The following is an 18,622-nucleotide window of genomic DNA, read 5'->3' on the forward strand; positions in this document are numbered from 1 at the left end:
CCCCTAAAAACAATGGCTTATCTTTCTTATCCCGGAATGCAAAGCGTCCGGTTTTTATTGGCGGCCAGAGGAGCCGAAGCCGCCCTCACCCCGCTCGCTCTGATCGAACTCTTCGACTAGCTGAAAGCTGGCCTGCACCACCGGCAGGATCACCAACTGGGCGATACGCTCGCCAGGCTGCATGGTGAAGCTCTCCTGGCCACGGTTCCAGACCGAGACCATCAGCTGGCCCTGATAATCGGAGTCGATAAGACCGACCAGGTTGCCAAGCACGATACCGTGTTTATGGCCAAGACCGGAGCGCGGCAGTATGGTGGCGCACAGACCCGGATCCTTGATGTGGATGGCCAGGCCAGTCGGTACCAGAACGGTGTCGCCGGGAGCCAGGGTGATGGCTTCGTCCAACAGGGCACGCAGATCCATACCGGCAGAGCCAGGAGTGGCGTAGGCAGGCAGCGGATAGTCGCGGCCGATACGGGAGTCGAGGATCTTTACTTCAATCTGTGTCGTCATGCGGCTTGTGGTTATGGTTGTGTGCCGGGGGCCCGGCTGGATCGATAACGATCCGCCACCAAATCGAGCAGGTGGCGGGCGAGCGACAACTTATCGCTCAGTGGCAGTTCACGCCGATCGCCTTGCCAGTACACGGTCAGGGCGTTGTCATCGGCATTGAAGCCCTGTCCGGCGCGCGACACGTCGTTAGCGGCGATCATGTCGAGGCGTTTACGGTGGAGCTTGTCGAGGGCGTATTGTTCCACATCCACGGTTTCGGCGGCAAATCCGACCGTGAAGGGTTTGTTGGCGAGAGCGCCTACCGCAGCGATGATGTCAGGGTTCTTCACCAGTTGCAGCACCATCTCGTCGTTATCGGCGGTTTTCTTGATCTTTTGTGCACTGATCTGTGCCGGACGATAGTCCGCCACGGCGGCGCAGCCGATGAAAATATCGTGTTGTCTGACGCGCTCCATCACGGCGGCGTGCATCTGCTCGGCGCTCTCCACGTCGACCCGGGTGACGCCGGGCGGGGTGGTCAGGGTCACAGGGCCGCTCACCAAGGTTACCTCGGCGCCCAGCTCGGCGGCGGCGCGGGCCAGGGCAAAGCCCATCTTGCCCGAACTGTGGTTGCTGATGTAGCGCACCGGGTCGAGAGCCTCGCGGGTCGGCCCAGCGGTCAACAGCAGGCGCAGACCGGCCAGCGTTTGCGCCGGTGCCAGGGCGGCCACACAGCGTTCGACTAGCTCGAGCGGATCGAGCATGCGGCCAGGGCCCACATCGCCGCAGGCCTGGCTGCCGGAGTCGGGCCCCCACAGTTGGAGGCCGCGACTGGCCAGGGTGGCCAGATTGGCCTGGGTGGCGGCGTTACGGTACATCTGCTGGTTCATGGCCGGCGCCAGGGCGACGGGGGCCGGCGTGGCCAAGCAGAGGGTGGTGAGCAGCTCATCGGCCATGCCGGCGGCCAGGCGCGCCATCAGATTGGCACTGGCCGGGGCGATCAGCACCAGATCGGCCCACTTGGCCAGCTCGATGTGGCCCATGCCGGCCTCGGCGGCCGGATCGAGCAGGCTGTCGGCCACCGCATGGCCCGACACCGCCTGCAAGGTCAGCGGGGTGATGAACTCCTTGGCGGAGCGGGTCATCACCACGCGCACTTCGGCCCCCTGATCTTTCAGGCGGCGCACCAGTTCCGCACTCTTGTAGGCGGCGATGCCGCCACTGATGCCAAGCAGGATGCGTTTGTCGGCCAATCTCATGGGCAATTCCAGACTGTCTGAATACTGGTCGGCTAAGATAACACACCGTGCTGGCGAGCACAGTGGGGTGAGGTCAAGGAACCGAAAACGCACGGAGGCTGCCGCGCCGGCTATGGTTGATGCAGACCAGGGGAGGAGCGTGGGATGGGGATCAAGGAGTGGCCGGCCGCTGAGCGGCCGCGTGAAAAATTGCTGCAAAAGGGGCCGGAGGCCCTCTCGGATGCGGAGCTGCTGGCCATCTTTTTGCGCACCGGAGTGCGTGGCATGGATGCGGTGGCGCTGGCTCGGGGGTTGCTTAATGAGCACGGCTCACTGCGAGCCTTGCTCGGGGCCGATCGCCAAGCGTTCTGCCGCAGCCATGGCCTCGGCGAGGCCAAGTTCGTGCAGTTACAGGCGGTGCTGGAGATGTCGCGCCGTTATCTGGGTGAGCCGCTGCGCCGTGGCGACCCCCTCACCAGCCCCTTGCTGACCCGTGATTATTTGCAGGCCAGATTACGCGATCGCGAACGGGAGGTGTTCCTGTTGCTGCTGCTCGACAGCCAGCACAGGGTGGTGCACGACGAGGAGTTGTTTCAGGGAACCTTGGCTGGAGCCAGCGTCTGGCCACGGGAAATTGTGCGGATCGTCATCAAACATAATGCAGCGGCAGTGATTCTGGCGCATAATCACCCGTCCGGTGTGGCCGAGCCCAGCCGGGCCGATCGCCAGCTCACGGAACGGATCCTCGCTGCGCTGGCCCTGATCGATGTGCGAGTCCTGGATCATCTGGTGATCGGTGACGGCATCACGGTTTCCTTTGCTGAGCGTGGTTGGCTCTGAATGGCCGGCGGCGCTGGGCCCCGTTTTTGTTGATCTTTGATCACAGATGCTGTATAAAATGCCGCCTTCTGTTTGCCCCGCAATCGAAGGCCAGCGGGGCAAATATTTGCTCGAGCAAGAAGTAAGATTTGGAGAGACTGACATGTCTAGAGTATGCCAAGTAACCGGCAAGCGTCCGGCAGTTGGTAACAACCGTTCGCACGCTAACAACGCTACCAAGCGTCGTTTCCTGCCGAACCTGCACACTCACCGTTTTTGGGTTGAGAGTGAAAAGCGCTTCGTAAGCCTGCGCGTATCCGCTAAGGGCATGCGTATCATCGACAAGCGTGGCGTAGAGGTCGTTCTGGCCGAACTGCGCGCCCGCGGCGAGAAGGTATAAGGAGCTAAATCATGGCTAAAGGTATTCGCGAGAAGATTCGCCTGAACTCCAGCGCCGGTACTGGTCACTTCTATACCACTACCAAGAACAAGCGCACCATGCCCGAAAAGATGGAGATCAAGAAATTTGATCCGGTCGTTCGCCAGCATGTGATCTACAAGGAAGGCAAGATCAAGTAATTGATCCTGCTCTCCCAAAAAACCCGGCTTCGGCCGGGTTTTTTTATATCGGCGATCCACATACACTGCCTGCTGCACCAGGAGGACCCATGCTGCGACTCTCCCGCAAGGGCTGGAACAACGTCATCATCGTCGGTGTACTCGCCGCCATCACGCTGCTGCACCGTATGGATCAGATGCAGGAGATCAACAGCCGCGATCGTGAGCGGCCACTGTTGCCTGCCGATGCGGTCGTGCTCACCTGGCAGGGGCCGAGCTGGCAGATTGAGCGGCTTGGTCAGGGCTGGCGTAGCCGGCCTGATCTGGGGCTGGATGCCGCCGCGCTCGATATGCGCATCCGCGAATGGAGCCGCTGGTCATTGCCTGCGGCCACGGCGCTGCGCGGTGTGCCCGTGGTGCTCAAGGTGTGGGTGGCCGGGCGCGATGAGCCGATCGAAATCGGTCTGTACCAGGACAACGGCCAGTATGCCGCCCTGCTGCCGCCGGATCGCTGGCTTGCCCTGAGCGAGCAGCAATACCGTTCGCTGCTGGCCCCTGGGCTGGTGGTCAAAGAGTGAGGCGGAGTCGTTGAATGCCTGAATTACCAGAAGTCGAGGTGAGCCGGCAGGGGATCGCCCCCTGGCTGACTGGTGTCGCCGTATGCCGCGTGGTGGTGCGTGATGGTCGTCTGCGTTGGCCGGTGCCGGGAGAGATCCAGGAGCTGGCCGGGCTCACCATCCGCCGGGTCAGCCGGCGCGCCAAGTACCTGCTGCTGGAGACCGATTTTGGTACCGCCATCCTGCATCTGGGGATGTCGGGCAGCCTGCGGGTGTTACCGATCGGCACGCCGGCAGAGAAACACGATCACGTGGATATCGAGCTGGAGAATGGCAAACTGCTGCGGCTCAATGATCCGCGCCGCTTCGGCGCCTTGCTGTGGACCCGCGATCCGGCCGAGGCGCACGCCCTGCTGGCCAAACTGGGCCCTGAGCCGCTTACCGATGCCTTCAACGCCGATTACCTGCAAGCGCGCGCCAAGAGGCGCAGCACCGCCATCAAGCAGTTCTTGATGGATAACCAGGTGGTGGTGGGGGTGGGCAACATCTATGCCAACGAGGCGTTGTTTGCCGCCGGCATTCATCCCAAGCGCGCCGCCAGTGAGATTGACCGGGGGCGGCTGGAGGAGCTGGTGGCAGAGATAAAGCGGGTGCTGACCGAAGCCATCAAGCAGGGGGGCACCACGTTGAAGGATTTCACCAGTGCCGACGGCAAACCGGGTTATTTCGTGCAGCAGTTGCAGGTCTATGGTCGGGCTGGCGAGCCCTGTTATGTCTGCGGCTGCGAGATCCGCTCCCTGCGACTGGGGCAGCGCAACACCTTCTACTGCCCCGAGTGCCAGCACTGAACCATCTTGTCACGGCCTATTGCTCCGGGTTGCCTTGCCGCGTCAGCTTCCCTAGGATCCGGTGCAGTTATTGAATTGAGAGAACATCATGACTCCATCTCGCATGAGCTGGCCTGAATTGGCTAGCCGGCAACGCTATGATGCTGCCGCCATGGCGCAGTATCTCTACCCCGACGGCTCGTCACGCGTCACCTTCAATCGCATCAAGTTCCGGCTGCGCAGCCTGTTCTATCGCAACGAGTTGACCCGTATTTTCCAGCTGTTCCAGGAGCCGGGCCTGCGCGAGTTGCCGGCGCGCTACCACGAGCTGCTCGACAAGCCGCTGCGTCCTTACCGCTTCGCCGGCTCCAGCGCCGCGCAGCGGGTTGAGATGCTCGAGGAGCACTATCGCCTGCTGCTCTCCCTCTATCCCGAGCTGATCCGCTCGCTCTATCTGGAGCAAGGGTTGGATTTTGGCCCCCTGCCCGAAGAGCAGGCGCGCATCGTGCTGCGCTATGACGGCACCTTCCGTCGCGAGGCCGAGCTCTCTTTCTCTATTCTCGACGAGCAGGACAAACGGCTCTACAGCTGCGCCTTCTCTCTCGAGCGGGTCGGTGATGGCATCGGGCTGGTGATCGGCTCCATGCAGGGGCCGGAGCCTTCGATCGACGATGCCCAAGGGCGGGTACGCGTCCTCACCAAGCAGGCCCATGGACTGCGACCCAAGTCACTGGTGGTGATGCTGGTGCTGATGCTGGCCGAACGGCTCGGTGCCCGCCGGGTACGGGCGGTGCGCACCCAAGCCCACGTATTCCAGGCCAAGCGCTACAGCAGCAAGCAGAAGGCCAACTTGCAAGCTGACTATGACGAGTTGTGGGAAGAGTTTGGCGCCACGGTGCTGGATGACAACTTCGTCCAGTTGGGCCAGGTCGAACGCAAGCCACTCGAGGAGATCGCTTCCAAGAAGCGGGCCATGTATCGGCGCCGCTACGAGTGGCTGGATGCGCTGGCCCAACGCATGGCTGAGCAGTTCCCGCGTTAAGCGGAGCGGGCGGCCAGCTTGGCGTTGATGGCCTTTGCCACCAGCGGGTCGACGAACTGATCGATGTCGCCGCCGTGCAGCGCCACCTCCTTGATCAGGCTGGAGGAGATAAACGAGTTCTCCTGTGCCGGGGTCAAAAAGACGCTCTCGAGCTCTGGCATCAGGCGGCGGTTCATGTTGGCCAGCTGGAACTCGTACTCGAAGTCGGAGACGGCGCGCAGACCGCGGATCAGCACGTTGGCGCCATGCTGGCGGGCGAACTCCACCAGCAGGCCGGAGAAGCCCACCACGGTGACATTGGGCTGCGCTGCTGTGACCTGTTGCAGCAGGGCGACCCGCTCCTCGAGATCGAACAGGGGGCGCTTGCTCGGGCTGGCGGCGACACCGACAATCACCTCGTCAAACAGATGGGCGGCGCGGTTGATGAGGTCGGTATGGCCGTTGGTGACGGGATCGAACGTCCCCGGATAGATGACCCGATTGCTCATGGCGTGATCTCCTGAAGGCGAAATGCCCGCATTATACGGCCACCGCTTGAGATGTGGAGTGTGCCGGGCAAGAATAGCGCACCGTGTGAAACCAATGTCCCGACCCGAAGTAACGGGGCACAAGTCGAGGTTGTGATGAAACGTATACTGGTGGTCCGCAACGACAAGATCGGCGACTTCATGCTGGCCTGGCCGAGCTTTGCCATGCTCAAGCAGTCGCTGCCTTGCCACGTGACCGCCCTGGTGCCCGCCTACACGGCGCCGCTGGCGCAATTGTGCCCCTGGATCGACGACGTGATAATCGATCCCGGCAAGGGGGCGGACAAAGAGACCCAACTGGCTTTGCTGGCGCGGGTCAAGCAGCAGGCGTTTGATGCCGCCATCTGCCTCTTCTCCAATTCGCGCAATGCCATGTTGGTGTGGAAGGCGGGCATTCCCTACCGGTTGGCGCCGGCCACCAAGTTGGCCCAGGTGCTCTACAACCATCGCCTGACCCAGCGCCGTTCCCGCTCCGAGAAGCCCGAATCCGAGTACAACCTCGATCTGATCCGCCACTTTGTGCGCGAGCAGGGGGCAAGCCCGGTCGAACCCTCGGCCCCCTTCCTGCGCTTCCCGCCCGAGGTGCTGGCCCGAGTGCGCGAGCAGGTGGCGGCGCGGTTGCGGGTAGATGCCGAGCGTCCCTGGTTGCTGGTGCATGCCGGCAGCGGTGGCTCGGCCAACAACCTCTCCATCGAGCAGTACGCCCGCATCATCATCAAGCTCAACCAGGCGCGGCCCGAGTTGCAGTGCATCCTCACTGCCGGCCCGGGGGAGGAGAAGATCGCCGAGCAGTTGGCTGCCGAGATGCTGGCCCACGGTGGCAACGGCTGGATCTACCGCTCGGAAGGGGGGTTGCCCCTGTTCTGCCAAGTGATCGCTAACGCTGCCCTGTTCATGGCGGGCAGCACAGGGCCGCTGCACATCGCGGCTGCCATGGACGTGCCGACGGTCGGCTTCTTCCCGATGCGCCGCTCGGCCACGCCGCTGCGCTGGCGGCCGCTCAACGGCGAGGGGCGCCACCTGGCCTTCAGCCCGCCGGAGGATAGCGATCATCCGGAGGACATGAGCCAGATAGAGCCCAAGGTGGTGGCGGCCGAGATTGCCGATTGGGCTCCCCGCTTCTGGTCTTGATCTCCCATGAAAAACGGGCTCTTATGAGCCCGTTTTTTTATTGCCGTTACACCACAGGGTTGTCCCAGTCCTTCGGGCGCGGGTTGAGGCGCTGCTCGCACAGGTAGGCCTGGCGGATCAGCTTGGAAGCCATGGTGATACCCAGCATGATGAGCCCGCGCTTGCCGTCGAGGAAGGCACGCTGGCGGATGCCGTGGCGCCACAGCACGTCGATGACGCACCAGACGAAGTCATACCAGCGCCCGCCCTTGAGTTCACGGCCTACCGCCCGCTCGGCGTAGCGCTGGGCGCGCAGCACCGCATCCTTGATGTCGGCATAGGAGTCGTGGCGACAGATCCCCTTGAGCTTGCCCACCTTGCCGTCGGTCACCAGCTTGTCGTGGTAGAGGCCCATCTTGCCCTCCATCCGCCACTGGCCGTCGCGAACCAGCCTCAGGCGCCACTCCGGCTGGTACATGTGGTGCAGCCAGCCGCCGAGGAACCAGATCTTGCGCTGGAACTCCCAGGCGGCGATCGCGCTGTCATCTTCCTGCATCACCCGGGCGATATCGGCCTTGAGTTCCGGTTCGAGCGACTCGTCGGAGTCGAGCAGCAGGATCCACTTGGCCGGTGCGCACTGCTCCATGGCGAAGACCTTCTGCTTGAGCGGGCCCGGCCAGGGGCGCTCGATGACCACGCAACCGCGCTCGCTGGCGTACTCGCGAGTCCCGTCGGTGGAGCCGGAGTCGACGATGACCACCCGTTCGGCCAGCCCATCCAGGCTGTCGAGCACCTGGGGCAGGCAGCGCATGCTGTTGAAGGTAGTGATGGCGACCGCCAGGGTCACGGGTTGCTGAGCTGACATAGGGTTATCCGTTTGCAGGTTAGGGGCACATTCTAATCTTCCGCCCGGCGTGGGGCAAAGGCCGGGCGGCGTGGATCAGGTGGCGATGAGTACGCGGGCCGCGCCGGGGGGCAGGGTCAGTTGTAACTCGCCCTGCACCAGTTCGAAGCGCTCGCCGCTGCTGGCATCGCGAAAGCGGGTGGCACTGGCGCCGGTCTGCCACAGAGGCAGGGTGAGGGTGCGCGGGTTGGTCGGGTGACGGTTGCAGGCCACCACCACCTGATCGCTCTCCAGGGTGCGGGCGAAGGCCAGGGTGTGATCGCCGGCATACAGGGTCTGGCAGTCGCCACGGCGCAGGGCCGGCCGTTGCCGGCGCAGGCGGATCAGGTGGCGGTAGCGCTCGTGCAACGCGTGATCCCAATGGGTGGTCTCCCATGGGAAACAGCGGCGGCAGTCAGGATCGTTGCCCCCCAGCATGCCCACCTCGTCGCCGTAGTAGATGCAGGGGACGCCGATATAGGTCATCAGCAGGGTGACGGCCAGGGTCATGCGGGTGCGATCCCCGTCCAGCAGTTGCAGGAAGCGGGCGGTGTCGTGGCTGTCGAGCAGGTTGAACTGGGCCAGCTGGTTGGCAAACGGGATATGGGCTCGGGCCTGGCGCAGCCACTGGTCGAGCCCGGCGGCGCTGATCTTGATCGGGTGATAGGCGATGTCCTTGCCGGCCAGGAAGGCCCGGATCGGGTGGGCGAAGCCGTAGTAGTTCATGGCGCCGTCCTCTTGATCGCCCTGCAACCACTGGCTGGCCTCGAAGAAGTGCTCGCCGAGCACGTAGGCGTCCGGGTTCTCCTGCTTGATGGCGGTCCGGATGGCCCGCACATGATGACGGTTGCCCTGGGCGCAGCCCTCTTCTCCCAGCATGTGGATGACGTCGAGGCGCCAGCCATCGATCAGGTAGGGAGGGCGCATCCAGTGGCGCAAAATGGCGTCATCGGCGCGATAGACGGCGTCCTGCACCTGCTCGCTGGCAAAATCGAGCTTGGGTAGGCTGCGGATCCCCTTCCAGCTGACGTAGTCGCCCTCGGCATCGAAGGTGTAGAAGCTGCGCCAGGGGGAGGCGGGGTTGCGGTGGGCCCCTGCGGGAGGGGCAAACCAGGGGTGTTCGGTGGAGGTGTGGTTGACCACCGCATCGAGCACCAGCCGCATGCCGCGCTGGCGCAGGTTGCGGGTCAGCTCGGCGAACTGGGCATTGCTGCCGAAGTGGGGATCGACCCGGTAGTAGTCCTGGGTGTCGTACTTGTGGTTGCTCGGTGAGGCGAAGATGGGGTTGAGGTAGAGAGCGCTCACCCCGAGCGATTGCAGGTAGTGCAGCTTCTGGTCGATGCCGGCCAGATCGCCGCCGTAGAATTCGCAGGCGGCGGTGCCTTCACCCTGGGCGCTGACTGGTTCTCCCCACGCCTTATGAATGACAGGGCGATTGCGGTAGTCATAGTCGCCGGTCTGCACGTCGAGGCTCGGATCGCCGTTGCAGAAGCGATCGGGGAAGATCTGGTAGAACACCTGATCCTGCACCCAGGCCGGTGGCCGGTGGCGGCTGTTGTAACGAAAATGGGTGTCGCGTGCCGGCATGGCGGGGTCACAGCCACCGCCGTGCAGCCACCATTGGCCATCGTCGGTGAGGCACTTGAAGCAGTAGCGGTGGTGCTCCTGGCCGCGTGGTAGGGGCACTGCGATCTGCCATATCTGCAACCGGCCACGTTGTTCAAGGAGCGCCATGGGGTGCAGCTCCTCCTCGTTATCGGGCTCAAGGCGCAGCAGCACTTGGTCGAAGGCGGTCTCGGCATCGCTGAACAGGGTCAGCAGCAGTTGATCGTGGGTCGCGCGAAACCAGGGCGACACCTGGGGGTGAAACAGAAAGGGTGGGGTCATGGGGTCGTCAATATGTCGGCCAGGGCATTGCCCTGTTGATGTAGTGATTCCAGATGGGGGATGAGGGTGGCCGGGTCCAGCGCCAGTTGTTCAGCGAGGGCGCGTGGAAAGCGGGCCGCGATGGCCTGAGCCGGCACGCCGGCACTCCAGGCGAACGAGACAAAGACCGCCAGCCGGATCAGCACCGCCTCCTTGCTCACCGGATCATGTTCCAGCGGATCAAGCTGCTCGGCGATGGCGGTGACGAAGGTGTCGGCCAGGTTCCAGCGCCGCGCCAGTTCGGCGCCGAGCTGGGCGTAGTCGTAACCCAGCATCTCGCGCTGGGCATCGACCCGGCTGGCGCCCCGCTCGATAGCCATGTGCACCAGCTCCGCCTCTTCCGGTAGGGTGGTCTGGATGAGCAGTTCGCCGATGTTGTGGATCAGGGCACAGGTGAAGGCGGTGTCGGGATCGACCGTGCCGCACTGCTGGGCCAGGGTCTTGGCGATGGTGGCGACCTGGAAGGTCTCGGTCCAGAAGCGGGTCTTGTCGAAGCTGGGGGGGGCCTTGAAGCCGCTCATGATGCCGGAGGCCACCACCAGCGAGCGCAGGCGAGAGAAGCCAAGGCGTATCACCGCCTGCTCGATGGAGGTGACCTCGTTGCCACGGCGAAAGGCCGCCGAGTTGGCCATGCGCAGCACCTTGACGCTGATCACCTGATCCATGGCGATCTTGGCGGCGATGTCGTCAATGCGGGCGTTTTCGTCACCGAAACTGTGCATCAGCTCATGCAGTAGCTGGGGAATGCTCGGTAACTGCTTGATCTTGTCAAAGAGGCGATCCATCGACATGGTGTGGCGGTTCCCTGTGGCCAACTGTGCTTATTGTGTCACAGGGGAGCGCGGGCCGCCTCCTTTCGATGGCCCCATGTTCAGCCGGGAACTCATGCCTGCGCGCAATGCACGCCGGGGTGAGCGCTATGGCGGGGTTAGCGTGTTATTTCCACTCTTCCAACCGGTACCGCAGGGTGTGCTGTTCTCCTTGTAGCGTCAGCCCCTGCGCGTCAGTGGTCAGTGTCGCGCCTTGCTGCAGTGTGGTGAGCACCGCTTGCTCCACCACGTCCAGGGTGGCGCCGCAGGCCATCTCGGTGCTGCCGAGGCTGCTGACCCAGAAGCGCCCCTGCTTCAGGTTGCCTTTGCCGAAGTAGCGGTTGCAGCCGGCGATACCGTTAACGGTGAAGTGTTCGCCGATCTCGAGATCAGGGGCTCGGTCGCGCTCGGATTGCACCGGGCGCTGGTCGACACTCTCCAGCACCCAGTGATGGTGCATCAACTCCTGGCGGAGGGTGCTGGGGGTACTACAGGCGGTGAGTAGCAGGCTGGTGAGGATGATGGCTGGGCGGTTGATCACGGCGGCTCCTTGGTTGAGGGCAAGGATAGAGGCTGGCCGGAGGGGATGACAGAGGGGCGGGGTGCTCAACCGACCGCCCCTGTCGCGGGGCGTCAGCGGAACAGGCGGGCGGCGTGACGGGCCAAGCCGGCGGCCACCGAACCGAGATCGTCCCCCCCTTCGACCGGTACGCCGGGCAGACGCTCACTGATGAAGCGGGCAACCAGCGGTGACTTGGCGCTGCCTCCGGTGACGAACACCCGATCCGGCTGGCACCCGGCTTGGGCGATCGCCTCGTCCATCAGCTCACCGATCTTGTCGAGCAGCAGGGCGGCGGCATCGGCCAGTTGTGACCGGGTCAGCTCGACGCTGAGGTCGCGCTCCAGCTCGCCGAGGGGCTGGCGGCTCACCGGCTGCTCGGAGAGGGCGATCTTGCCCTGCTCGGCGCGCCACACCAGTTGGTGGCTCAGTTTGTGCTCGCGTAGGCGGATGAGACGGGACAGCAGGCTGCCCGGCTGGCAGTCGAGCAGCATGTCTTGCAGCTCGCGCCCCGTGGTCAGGCTATAGAAGCGGCTCTGGGCCGCCACGTCGTTGATGGCAGCCGCATCCCAGAACAGGGGATGGGGCAGCGGCTTGCCGGTCTTGAGCCGCTCGTGCATGCCGAGCAGCGGCATGATCCCCTCCACCGTCAGGCGGATGTCGAAGTCGTTGCCGCCGATGCGCTGGCCGCTGTGGCCGAGCATCTGGGCGTCGCGCTCGAGTCTATCCCGGTAACTCGGCCCCATGCGCAGCATGGAGCAGTCGGTGGTACCACCGCCGATGTCCACCACCAGCACGGTGCAATCCTCGCTGAGGCGGGCCTCGAATTCGAAACCGGCGGCGACCGGCTCATAGAGAAACGCCACCTGCTCAAAACCGGCTAGGCTGGCCGCCTCGTTCAGGATGGCCAGAGCCTGGCGGTTGCTCTCTTCACCGGCCAGCCCTTGGAAGTTGACCGGCCGGCCGATCACCGCCTGGGTGATCGGGGCGCCGATGAGCGCCTCGGCGCGCTGTTTCACCTGTAGCATCATGGCCAGCACTATGTCTTCGAACAGGGCGATCTGCGGGGCCTTGAGGCCGGAGGCGCCGAGGAAGGATTTGGGCGACTTGATGTAGTAGCCCTCGTCCGGCTCCTCCAGATAGGCCTCCAGTGCCGCTTCGCCAAAGGCCAGCTCGTCGGGCAGCCCCTCTTCGCGCAGGGTACGGCGCAGGCTCTGGGCTCGCTGGATCTGCGGGCCGCGCAGGGCTAGGTAACGTTCGCGCAGTGGCGCAGGCAGGGCTTCGGCGAGCAGGCCGGGGATGGCATCCCGGTGCGGGGCGTGCAGGGTGGAGGGGAGATAGGCGGAGCGTCCGAGTGGCAGCAGGCGCGGGCCCCCCTGCTCCAGCACCGCCATGGCGCAGTTGGAGGTGCCGTAATCGAATCCGACAAACATGGGGCAGGTTCTCCCGGGCAAAAGAGAGAGCCTACCCCAAAGCCGGAGCGGGGCTCAAGCGGCGGCTTATTCCACTTCGTTACTGCTGTGGCGTCCCTCGTGCACCGCCTTGACGTTACTCAGGGTGGTGTCGGCGATGGCGTGCAGCGCCTCGCGGGTCAGGAAGGCCTGGTGACCGGTGAACAGCACGTTGTGGCAGGCCGAGAGGCGGCGGAATACGTCATCGGTGATCACCTCGTTGGACTTGTCCTCGAAGAACAGCTCCTCCTCCTCCTCGTAGACGTCGAGGCCGAGCGCACCGATGCGCCCGGTCTTGAGCGCTTCGATGGCGGCGTTGGCGTCGAGCAGGCCGCCGCGGCTGGTGTTGATGATCATCACCCCGTCTTTCATCTTGGCGAAGGCGGCCGCGTTGAGCAGGTGATAGTTCTCCTGGAACAGGGGGCAGTGCAGGGAGATGACATCGGACTCGCGGTAGAGGGTGTCGAGATCGACGTACTCAGCGCCGAGTTCGATGGCGGCTGGGTTCTGGTAAGGGTCGCTCACCAGTAGGCGCATGCCGAACCCCTTGAGGATGCGCAGGGTCGCCAGGCCGATCTTGCCGGTGCCGATGACGCCAGCGGTGCGGCCGAACATGTTGAAGCCGACCAGCCCCTCAAGGGAGAAGTTGGCGTCGCGAGTGCGCTGGTAGGCCTTATGGATGCGGCGGTTGAGGGTCATCATCAGCCCTACCGCGTGCTCGGCCACCGCTTCGGGGGAGTAGGCGGGCACCCGCACCACGGTCAGTCCCAGCTCCTTGGCGGCCACCAGATCCACGTTGTTGTAGCCGGCGCAGCGCAGGGCGATCACCTTGGTGCCGAACTGGGCCAGCTCGCTCAGGATGGCGCGGTCGGCATCATCGTTGACGAACAGGCAGACCACGGGGAAGCCGTGGGCCAGCCGCAGGGTTTTGGTTTCGAGGCGCACGTCAAAAAATTCCAGATCAAAGCCGTAGGCGGCGTTGGCCTTCTGGAAGTGCTCCTTGTCGTAACTCTTACTGCTGAAGACAGCGATTTTCATCTTGTTGACTCCGATGCGGGCGATGGCTCCACGTTACTACAAAGCGTGATCCCGATCACCCGCTTCACCGTGTGGGAAAAGGGTTCACTCCAGCTCGGCCGGCGGCCGGAACGTCATCTCATGGACGACGACATCGGCTGGCAGGGTGAGCAGGGTCACCAGGGTGGCGGCAACGCTGGCCGGTTGCATGTAGTGGGGCTTGGCCTCGGCACGGAACGGGGTGTCGACGCCGCCTGGGTAGAGGGTCGAGACCTTGATGCCGTGGGGCTGCGCCTCTTTCATCATCACCTGGCTCAGGCTAGCCAGGCCACTTTTCATGGCGCTGTAGATCCCCATGGGGCTGGGGTGGCGCAGGGCACAGGTGCTCACCACATTGATGAGGTAGCCGCTGCCGCGCGGGATCATCTCGCGCAGCGCCTCACGCCCGAGCAGGTAGGGGGCGCGCAGGTTGAGGGCGTATTGCAGCTCGAACTCCTCCAGGCTGGTCTCGGCGATCGGTGCCTTGCGGTGGTTGGCCCCGGCGTTGTTGACCAGTACGTCGATGTGACCGAGGGCGGTGCGGGCCCGCTGGTAGAGATCCAGCGCCTGCTGCGGGTCGGTCAGATCGGCGGTGCTGCCGAGGCAGCCGGTAGCGGCCATCAGCGCGGTCAGCGCCGCCTCGTTCCTGCCGCTGGCATAGACGCGATAGCCGCGACCGCACAGATCGTGCACCAACGCATGACCGATGCCGCTGGTGGCACCGGTAACCAGTATGGTCTCGTACATCCTGTTCTCCTTGTGGGTTAACCCCACGGCATGATGGGCACGGCGCTGACGGCGCTCTTGTAAGAGCCGTCGACCAGCTTGGTGCTGTAGGTGAGATAGACCAAGGCGTTGCGCTTGGCGTCATAAAAACGCACGACTCGCTGCTCTTTGAACACCAGCGAGGTGCTTACGTCAAACACCTCTTCGCTCTCCTTGAGCTTGGTCTGCAGGGTGATGGGGCCCACCTGGTGGCACGACAGCGTGGCATGGGAAGGGTCTTCGGCCAGCCCCAGCCCGCCCTTGATGCCGCCGGTTTTGGGGCGGGCCAGGTAGCAGGTCACGCCTTTGATACGGGGATCATCAAAGGCCTCGATGACGATCTTGTGGTTGGGGCCAAACAGCTTGAAGGCGGTGCTGACCTCGCCGACCCGGTCGGCATCGGTTGCCTGGACGGCGCCGGCACAGAGCAGGGTGGCAAGCAGGAGAGAGTGACGCATGGATATCCTCGTCTAGTTGGGGATACGCAGCCGGCGATAGAGGCCGGCCAGCACCCAGAGGGGGCCTATCAGCAGAAACTGCTGGTCGGTGAAGAAGGCGGGACGGCGCCCTTCCCCGCGGTGGCCGATGAATTGGGCCAGCCAGAGTAGAGCAAACAGCGTCAGAACCCATGGCCAGAGAGGGGAAACGGCGTCCATCCCCTGCCACAGCCAGAGTCCGGCGGCAGTGAACAGAGCCATGCGGACGCACAGGCCGAAGGAGAGGCGCAGATAGAACAGCAATATCGGGATGGCGACGAGGGCACCCCAGCCAGCCCAGACTGGCGCCGGCAGTGCCTGCAACAGAGCGATGACACTCAGGCAGATGCCGGGTACCGCCATCTGGTGGATGGCGAGGTTGCCGGGGTGGCGGTGACAGGTGGCGTAAGCGGCAAACCACGCAGCGATGGATTTCATGGGCTCCTCCTTGAGCCGGCAATCAGGGCAGTGGCCACTCCCAGTAGTGGGCTGGCACCTTGCGCATGGCATCGGTCACATCGGGGTTACTCAGGGTAATGGTGGTGCGACCCGCCAGATTGGCGCCAGCCAGCGCCTCGCGCACCCTGGGGTGCTGGTTGAAGAAACGCAGGAAGCTGCCATCGGCATAGGCCCGCTCTAGGCCGGTTTGCAGCGCCTTGGCCAGCTTCTTTTGGTCATGGTTGACGAAGAAGAACTGGGCATAGGGGTAGCGCAGCAGCAGGTGGCGCTCGATCACCAGATTGGGATACGGCTCGACCAGCTCGTGCTGCTCGCTGAAGGCCTCGACCAGAGAGCGCGGAAAGAAGTCGATGGCCTCGCGGCGGTTGATGAGGCGAAACAGGTTAGCGGCGCGCCCGGCGTAGGTGGGGATGCCAGCCGCGTCGAGGATTCGGCCATCACTCCAACCGATCCCTTGACCTGCGCGAAATTTACGCAGTTGCTCCAGCCCGGTGATCTGGGCGAATTTTTCCTGGTCATCCTGATGAATAAGGGCCACCCGCATTCCTTCCATGCCACGAAACAGCGGAATGGGGATGGCGGTGAGGCGGGACTCGAGCTCGCTCGAGGTGCCCATCCAGTAGAGGTTGAAGCGCTTACCCTCTTCCAGCTCGCGACGCAGCGAGTCCTGGGTCAGGGTGGTGGGCACCAGCTCGATGGTGAAGGGGGTACCGGATTTTTCCAGCGCCAGTTTGAGCAGCGGCAGCTGGTACTCGTCGGCCAGCTGGTGTACGGGCAGCTGGGGGACTTTGATCTTGAGGGGCTGTGCCTGCGTCAGCAGGGGGAGCAACAGGCACAGCCAGCCGAGCCATTTCATCGGGCCACACTCCGGAAGGGGCAGGAATGGGCCGGATTCTAGCAGAAATGTCAGGCGACGCGGCGATAGACGTGGTTGTCGTTGAACTCCTTGGTGCTCTGGCACTCGACACAGAAGCGTGACTCGGGGCGAGCCTGCAAGCGCTTCTCGGCGATCTCGTCACCACAGGATTCGCAGTAGCCGAAATCCCCTTCATCGATGCGCTTGAGGGCGGCCTTGAGCTTGCGCAGGTGCAGCTTGTCATGCTCGATGCGGTTCAGCTCGAGGCGGCGAGCCTCTTCGACACTGGCGCGATCGATCTCGTCGGCCATCTCGTTGGTGTCGGTGGCGATCGCCTGGCTGGCCTGGGAGTTCAGACGCTCCTCGATGTTGTCGATTTGCGCCTGGATTTGGCCTTTGTAAAAGGCCAGCTGGTCTTCAGTCATAACGTCACACATGTGATCTATTACCCGTGTATTCAAACCCGATTGTCAGTATGGATATGGGCGGTCTGTGACCAGACCGAATCCCCGCAGTCTGACTTGCGTGTTGCTGCACGAAATCAGGGCGGGCCTTGTATCAGATCTTCGGCGGATAGCAAAGCGCTGTTTCTGCAAATTGTGCGCGGTATGGGGAAACACCAGTGCTTTTTGACGCCTTTTGCTGGGAAACGGCACAGCTCGACGCAGGGGGCATAAGGGGGCGGGTGTTTAGTATTTTGCACCAAGTTGGCTAAATGAGGCCGGGTTCATTTATTTTTTTAAACGCCTGCCTTGACACCAAAATTGGGCGGTGGCTTAGATGGTAGGGCTTACATTCCGGTAACAAGGTGCCAGGATGGCACCCGATTGCCCAACCTGTCGGGGTTATATATGGATCGTATCAAGAGCTGGATGGACGCCAATCGTATCACTGAGGTGGAGTGTCTCATCCCGGATTTTACCGGCAATGCCCGCGGCAAGATTATCCCGGCCAGCAAGTTTCTGCGTGAAGGAGGGCTGCGGCTGCCCGAGGTCATCTTCATTCAGACCGTCACTGGCGACTATCCCGATGATGACAGCATGGTCGACCCGCTGGAGCGGGACATGCTGCTCTACCCGGATCCCAACACCATCCGCTTCGTGCCATGGGCGGCGGAGCCGACGGCTCAGGTGATCCACGACTGCTTCGATGCGACCGGCCAACTGGTGGACATTGCCCCGCGCTCGGTGCTGCGCCGGGTACTGTCGTGCTACCAGCAGGAGGGATGGAAGCCGGTGGTGGCCCCCGAGTTGGAGTTCTACCTCATCAAGCGCAATGAGGATGCCGACTACCCGCTGGAGCCGCCGATCGGCCGCAATGGCCGACCCGAGACGGCGCGCCAGTCATTTAGCATCGATGCGGTGAACGAGTTCGACCCCATCTTCGAGGACATGTACGACTACTGCGAGGCCCAGGAGCTGGAGGTCGACACCTTGGTGCACGAGTCCGGCGCAGCCCAGATGGAGATCAACTTCCTGCACGGGGATGCCATCGATCTGGCCGACCAGGTGTTCCTGTTCAAGCGCACCATGCGCGAGGCGGCCCACAAGCACGGCATCTATGCCACCTTCATGGCCAAGCCGATGAGCCACGAACCGGGGTCGGCCATGCACATCCACCAGAGCTTGGAGGATGGGAACGGGGTGAACCTGTTTGGCAGCGCCGATGGCGGCAACACCCAGATGTTCATGCACTTCATCGCCGGGTTGCAGAAGTACACCCCGGCGGTCACCGCCCTGCTGGCCCCCAACGTCAACTCCTACCGTCGCCTCACCTTTGGTGAGAGTGCCCCGCGTAACGTGCAGTGGGGTATCGAGAACCGCACCTGCGGTCTGCGCATCCCCTTCGCTGACACGGCGGCGCGCCGGGTCGAGAACCGTTTTGCCGGTGCCGATGCCAACCCCTATCTGGCCATCGCCGCCACCCTGGCATGCGGCTATCTCGGCATCAAGGAGCAGCTTGAGCCGCTGCCGGAGATGAAGAGCAGCGCCTATGACCTGCCCTATAGCCTGCCGCGCACCCTGGAGGAGGCGTTGACCCACCTCGAGCAGTGCGAGCCCATCAAGGAGATGCTGGGGGAGCGCTTCGTGCGTGCCTTCGTGGCGGTCAAGCGCAAGGAGTACGAGACCTATTTCGGTGTCATCAGCTCATGGGAACGAGAGTTTCTGCTGCTGAACGTGTGACAGGCGGGCCGCGAGGCCCGCTTCACTTA

Annotated in this window: 22 protein-coding genes; 8 read left to right on the forward strand and 14 right to left on the reverse strand. The window is 63.5% G+C overall.

Going from position 1 to position 18,622, the window contains the following annotated elements:
* Positions 1–54: 54 nt before the first annotated feature.
* The gene (gene dut / locus FE240_RS18065) at positions 55–513 is read right to left on the reverse strand and encodes a dUTP diphosphatase (protein ID WP_193002838.1); all 459 of its coding nucleotides are present in this window, start codon (positions 511–513) and stop codon (positions 55–57) included.
* Between the two features lie 11 nt (positions 514–524).
* Positions 525–1,751, reverse strand: coding sequence for a bifunctional phosphopantothenoylcysteine decarboxylase/phosphopantothenate--cysteine ligase CoaBC (gene coaBC / locus FE240_RS18070; protein WP_193002839.1), 1,227 nt, complete (start codon positions 1,749–1,751; stop codon positions 525–527).
* A gap of 144 nt (positions 1,752–1,895) precedes the next feature.
* Between coaBC and radC the strand changes: the two genes are divergently transcribed.
* From radC to FE240_RS18100, 6 genes are all read left to right on the forward strand, one after another.
* Positions 1,896–2,570 carry a RadC family protein gene (gene radC / locus FE240_RS18075; protein WP_193002840.1) on the forward strand — a complete coding sequence of 225 codons (675 nt, stop codon included), beginning with the start codon at positions 1,896–1,898 and terminating at the stop codon, positions 2,568–2,570.
* Between the two features lie 142 nt (positions 2,571–2,712).
* A complete protein-coding gene (gene rpmB / locus FE240_RS18080; RefSeq protein WP_005349438.1) occupies positions 2,713–2,949 on the forward strand; it encodes a 50S ribosomal protein L28 in 237 nt (78 codons plus the stop codon).
* Between the two features lie 11 nt (positions 2,950–2,960).
* Positions 2,961–3,128, forward strand: a complete 168-nt coding sequence (gene rpmG, locus FE240_RS18085) for a 50S ribosomal protein L33 (RefSeq protein ID WP_005307500.1) — start codon at positions 2,961–2,963, stop codon at positions 3,126–3,128.
* Between the two features lie 89 nt (positions 3,129–3,217).
* On the forward strand, positions 3,218–3,685 hold the full coding sequence (locus FE240_RS18090; protein WP_193002841.1) for a hypothetical protein: 468 nt from the start codon (positions 3,218–3,220) through the stop codon (positions 3,683–3,685).
* A 14-nt stretch (positions 3,686–3,699) separates the two neighbouring features.
* Positions 3,700–4,512, forward strand: a complete 813-nt coding sequence (mutM, locus tag FE240_RS18095) for a bifunctional DNA-formamidopyrimidine glycosylase/DNA-(apurinic or apyrimidinic site) lyase (protein WP_193002842.1) — start codon at positions 3,700–3,702, stop codon at positions 4,510–4,512.
* A 151-nt stretch (positions 4,513–4,663) separates the two neighbouring features.
* Complete coding sequence (locus tag FE240_RS18100; protein ID WP_193004598.1) at positions 4,664–5,533, forward strand: VirK/YbjX family protein; 870 nt, start codon at positions 4,664–4,666, stop codon at positions 5,531–5,533.
* Here the strand turns inward: FE240_RS18100 and coaD are convergent.
* Positions 5,530–6,021, reverse strand: coding sequence for a pantetheine-phosphate adenylyltransferase (gene coaD, locus FE240_RS18105; protein ID WP_042047622.1), 492 nt, complete (start codon positions 6,019–6,021; stop codon positions 5,530–5,532). The genes FE240_RS18100 and coaD overlap by 4 nt on opposite strands.
* Before the next feature lie 135 nt (positions 6,022–6,156).
* On the opposite strand from coaD, the gene FE240_RS18110 reads away from it, so the two are divergent.
* Complete coding sequence (locus FE240_RS18110; RefSeq protein ID WP_193002843.1) at positions 6,157–7,191, forward strand: glycosyltransferase family 9 protein; 1,035 nt, start codon at positions 6,157–6,159, stop codon at positions 7,189–7,191.
* A 46-nt stretch (positions 7,192–7,237) separates the two neighbouring features.
* On the opposite strand, the gene FE240_RS18115 is transcribed toward FE240_RS18110, so the two are convergent.
* The 11 genes from FE240_RS18115 to FE240_RS18165 all read right to left on the reverse strand — a co-directional run bounded on the left by FE240_RS18115 (position 7,238) and on the right by FE240_RS18165 (position 16,847).
* Positions 7,238–8,035, reverse strand: a complete 798-nt coding sequence (locus FE240_RS18115; protein WP_193002844.1) for a glycosyltransferase family 2 protein — start codon at positions 8,033–8,035, stop codon at positions 7,238–7,240.
* A 75-nt stretch (positions 8,036–8,110) separates the two neighbouring features.
* Complete coding sequence (gene malZ / locus FE240_RS18120) at positions 8,111–9,940, reverse strand: maltodextrin glucosidase (RefSeq protein ID WP_193002845.1); 1,830 nt, start codon at positions 9,938–9,940, stop codon at positions 8,111–8,113.
* On the reverse strand, positions 9,937–10,770 hold the full coding sequence (locus tag FE240_RS18125; RefSeq protein WP_193002846.1) for an HDOD domain-containing protein: 834 nt from the start codon (positions 10,768–10,770) through the stop codon (positions 9,937–9,939). The genes malZ and FE240_RS18125 overlap by 4 nt, the downstream gene beginning before the upstream one ends.
* A gap of 145 nt (positions 10,771–10,915) precedes the next feature.
* The gene (locus tag FE240_RS18130) at positions 10,916–11,326 is read right to left on the reverse strand and encodes an META domain-containing protein (protein ID WP_404800086.1); all 411 of its coding nucleotides are present in this window, start codon (positions 11,324–11,326) and stop codon (positions 10,916–10,918) included.
* Positions 11,327–11,421: 95 nt separating this feature from the next.
* On the reverse strand, positions 11,422–12,780 hold the full coding sequence (gene yegD / locus FE240_RS18135) for a molecular chaperone (RefSeq protein ID WP_193002847.1): 1,359 nt from the start codon (positions 12,778–12,780) through the stop codon (positions 11,422–11,424).
* Positions 12,781–12,846: 66 nt separating this feature from the next.
* The gene (locus FE240_RS18140; protein WP_193002848.1) at positions 12,847–13,836 is read right to left on the reverse strand and encodes a 2-hydroxyacid dehydrogenase; all 990 of its coding nucleotides are present in this window, start codon (positions 13,834–13,836) and stop codon (positions 12,847–12,849) included.
* Positions 13,837–13,920: 84 nt separating this feature from the next.
* Positions 13,921–14,601 carry an SDR family oxidoreductase gene (locus FE240_RS18145; RefSeq protein WP_193002849.1) on the reverse strand — a complete coding sequence of 227 codons (681 nt, stop codon included), beginning with the start codon at positions 14,599–14,601 and terminating at the stop codon, positions 13,921–13,923.
* A gap of 17 nt (positions 14,602–14,618) precedes the next feature.
* Entirely contained in the window at positions 14,619–15,077 is a 459-nt protein-coding gene (locus FE240_RS18150) for a CreA family protein (protein WP_193002850.1), read from the reverse strand.
* A gap of 12 nt (positions 15,078–15,089) precedes the next feature.
* On the reverse strand, positions 15,090–15,533 hold the full coding sequence (locus FE240_RS18155) for an Mpo1 family 2-hydroxy fatty acid dioxygenase (RefSeq protein ID WP_193002851.1): 444 nt from the start codon (positions 15,531–15,533) through the stop codon (positions 15,090–15,092).
* 22 nt (positions 15,534–15,555) lie between these two features.
* Positions 15,556–16,410 carry a hypothetical protein gene (locus tag FE240_RS18160; RefSeq protein ID WP_193002852.1) on the reverse strand — a complete coding sequence of 285 codons (855 nt, stop codon included), beginning with the start codon at positions 16,408–16,410 and terminating at the stop codon, positions 15,556–15,558.
* A 50-nt stretch (positions 16,411–16,460) separates the two neighbouring features.
* The gene (locus FE240_RS18165; protein WP_042047606.1) at positions 16,461–16,847 is read right to left on the reverse strand and encodes a TraR/DksA family transcriptional regulator; all 387 of its coding nucleotides are present in this window, start codon (positions 16,845–16,847) and stop codon (positions 16,461–16,463) included.
* 414 nt (positions 16,848–17,261) lie between these two features.
* Between FE240_RS18165 and FE240_RS18170 the strand changes: the two genes are divergently transcribed.
* Positions 17,262–18,593, forward strand: a complete 1,332-nt coding sequence (locus FE240_RS18170) for a glutamine synthetase family protein (protein ID WP_193002853.1) — start codon at positions 17,262–17,264, stop codon at positions 18,591–18,593.
* The last annotated feature ends 29 nt before the right edge of the window (positions 18,594–18,622 follow it).

Origin of the sequence: Aeromonas simiae (assembly GCF_014892695.1) — a bacterium.
In the GTDB taxonomy this organism is placed as follows: Bacteria; Pseudomonadota; Gammaproteobacteria; order Enterobacterales; family Aeromonadaceae; genus Aeromonas; species Aeromonas simiae.

Coding starts and splice junctions, on each gene's coding strand:
- dut (WP_193002838.1), bottom strand. CDS start 513: ATGACGACACAGATTGAAGTAAAGATCCTCGACTCCCGTATCGGCCGC.
- coaBC (WP_193002839.1), bottom strand. CDS start 1,751: ATGAGATTGGCCGACAAACGCATCCTGCTTGGCATCAGTGGCGGCATC.
- radC (WP_193002840.1), top strand. CDS start 1,896: ATGGGGATCAAGGAGTGGCCGGCCGCTGAGCGGCCGCGTGAAAAATTG.
- rpmB (WP_005349438.1), top strand. CDS start 2,713: ATGTCTAGAGTATGCCAAGTAACCGGCAAGCGTCCGGCAGTTGGTAAC.
- rpmG (WP_005307500.1), top strand. CDS start 2,961: ATGGCTAAAGGTATTCGCGAGAAGATTCGCCTGAACTCCAGCGCCGGT.
- FE240_RS18090 (WP_193002841.1), top strand. CDS start 3,218: ATGCTGCGACTCTCCCGCAAGGGCTGGAACAACGTCATCATCGTCGGT.
- mutM (WP_193002842.1), top strand. CDS start 3,700: ATGCCTGAATTACCAGAAGTCGAGGTGAGCCGGCAGGGGATCGCCCCC.
- FE240_RS18100 (WP_193004598.1), top strand. CDS start 4,664: ATGGCGCAGTATCTCTACCCCGACGGCTCGTCACGCGTCACCTTCAAT.
- coaD (WP_042047622.1), bottom strand. CDS start 6,021: ATGAGCAATCGGGTCATCTATCCGGGGACGTTCGATCCCGTCACCAAC.
- FE240_RS18110 (WP_193002843.1), top strand. CDS start 6,157: ATGAAACGTATACTGGTGGTCCGCAACGACAAGATCGGCGACTTCATG.
- FE240_RS18115 (WP_193002844.1), bottom strand. CDS start 8,035: ATGTCAGCTCAGCAACCCGTGACCCTGGCGGTCGCCATCACTACCTTC.
- malZ (WP_193002845.1), bottom strand. CDS start 9,940: ATGACCCCACCCTTTCTGTTTCACCCCCAGGTGTCGCCCTGGTTTCGC.
- FE240_RS18125 (WP_193002846.1), bottom strand. CDS start 10,770: ATGTCGATGGATCGCCTCTTTGACAAGATCAAGCAGTTACCGAGCATT.
- yegD (WP_193002847.1), bottom strand. CDS start 12,780: ATGTTTGTCGGATTCGATTACGGCACCTCCAACTGCGCCATGGCGGTG.
- FE240_RS18140 (WP_193002848.1), bottom strand. CDS start 13,836: ATGAAAATCGCTGTCTTCAGCAGTAAGAGTTACGACAAGGAGCACTTC.
- FE240_RS18145 (WP_193002849.1), bottom strand. CDS start 14,601: ATGTACGAGACCATACTGGTTACCGGTGCCACCAGCGGCATCGGTCAT.
- FE240_RS18150 (WP_193002850.1), bottom strand. CDS start 15,077: ATGCGTCACTCTCTCCTGCTTGCCACCCTGCTCTGTGCCGGCGCCGTC.
- FE240_RS18155 (WP_193002851.1), bottom strand. CDS start 15,533: ATGAAATCCATCGCTGCGTGGTTTGCCGCTTACGCCACCTGTCACCGC.
- FE240_RS18160 (WP_193002852.1), bottom strand. CDS start 16,410: ATGAAATGGCTCGGCTGGCTGTGCCTGTTGCTCCCCCTGCTGACGCAG.
- FE240_RS18165 (WP_042047606.1), bottom strand. CDS start 16,847: ATGTGTGACGTTATGACTGAAGACCAGCTGGCCTTTTACAAAGGCCAA.
- FE240_RS18170 (WP_193002853.1), top strand. CDS start 17,262: ATGGATCGTATCAAGAGCTGGATGGACGCCAATCGTATCACTGAGGTG.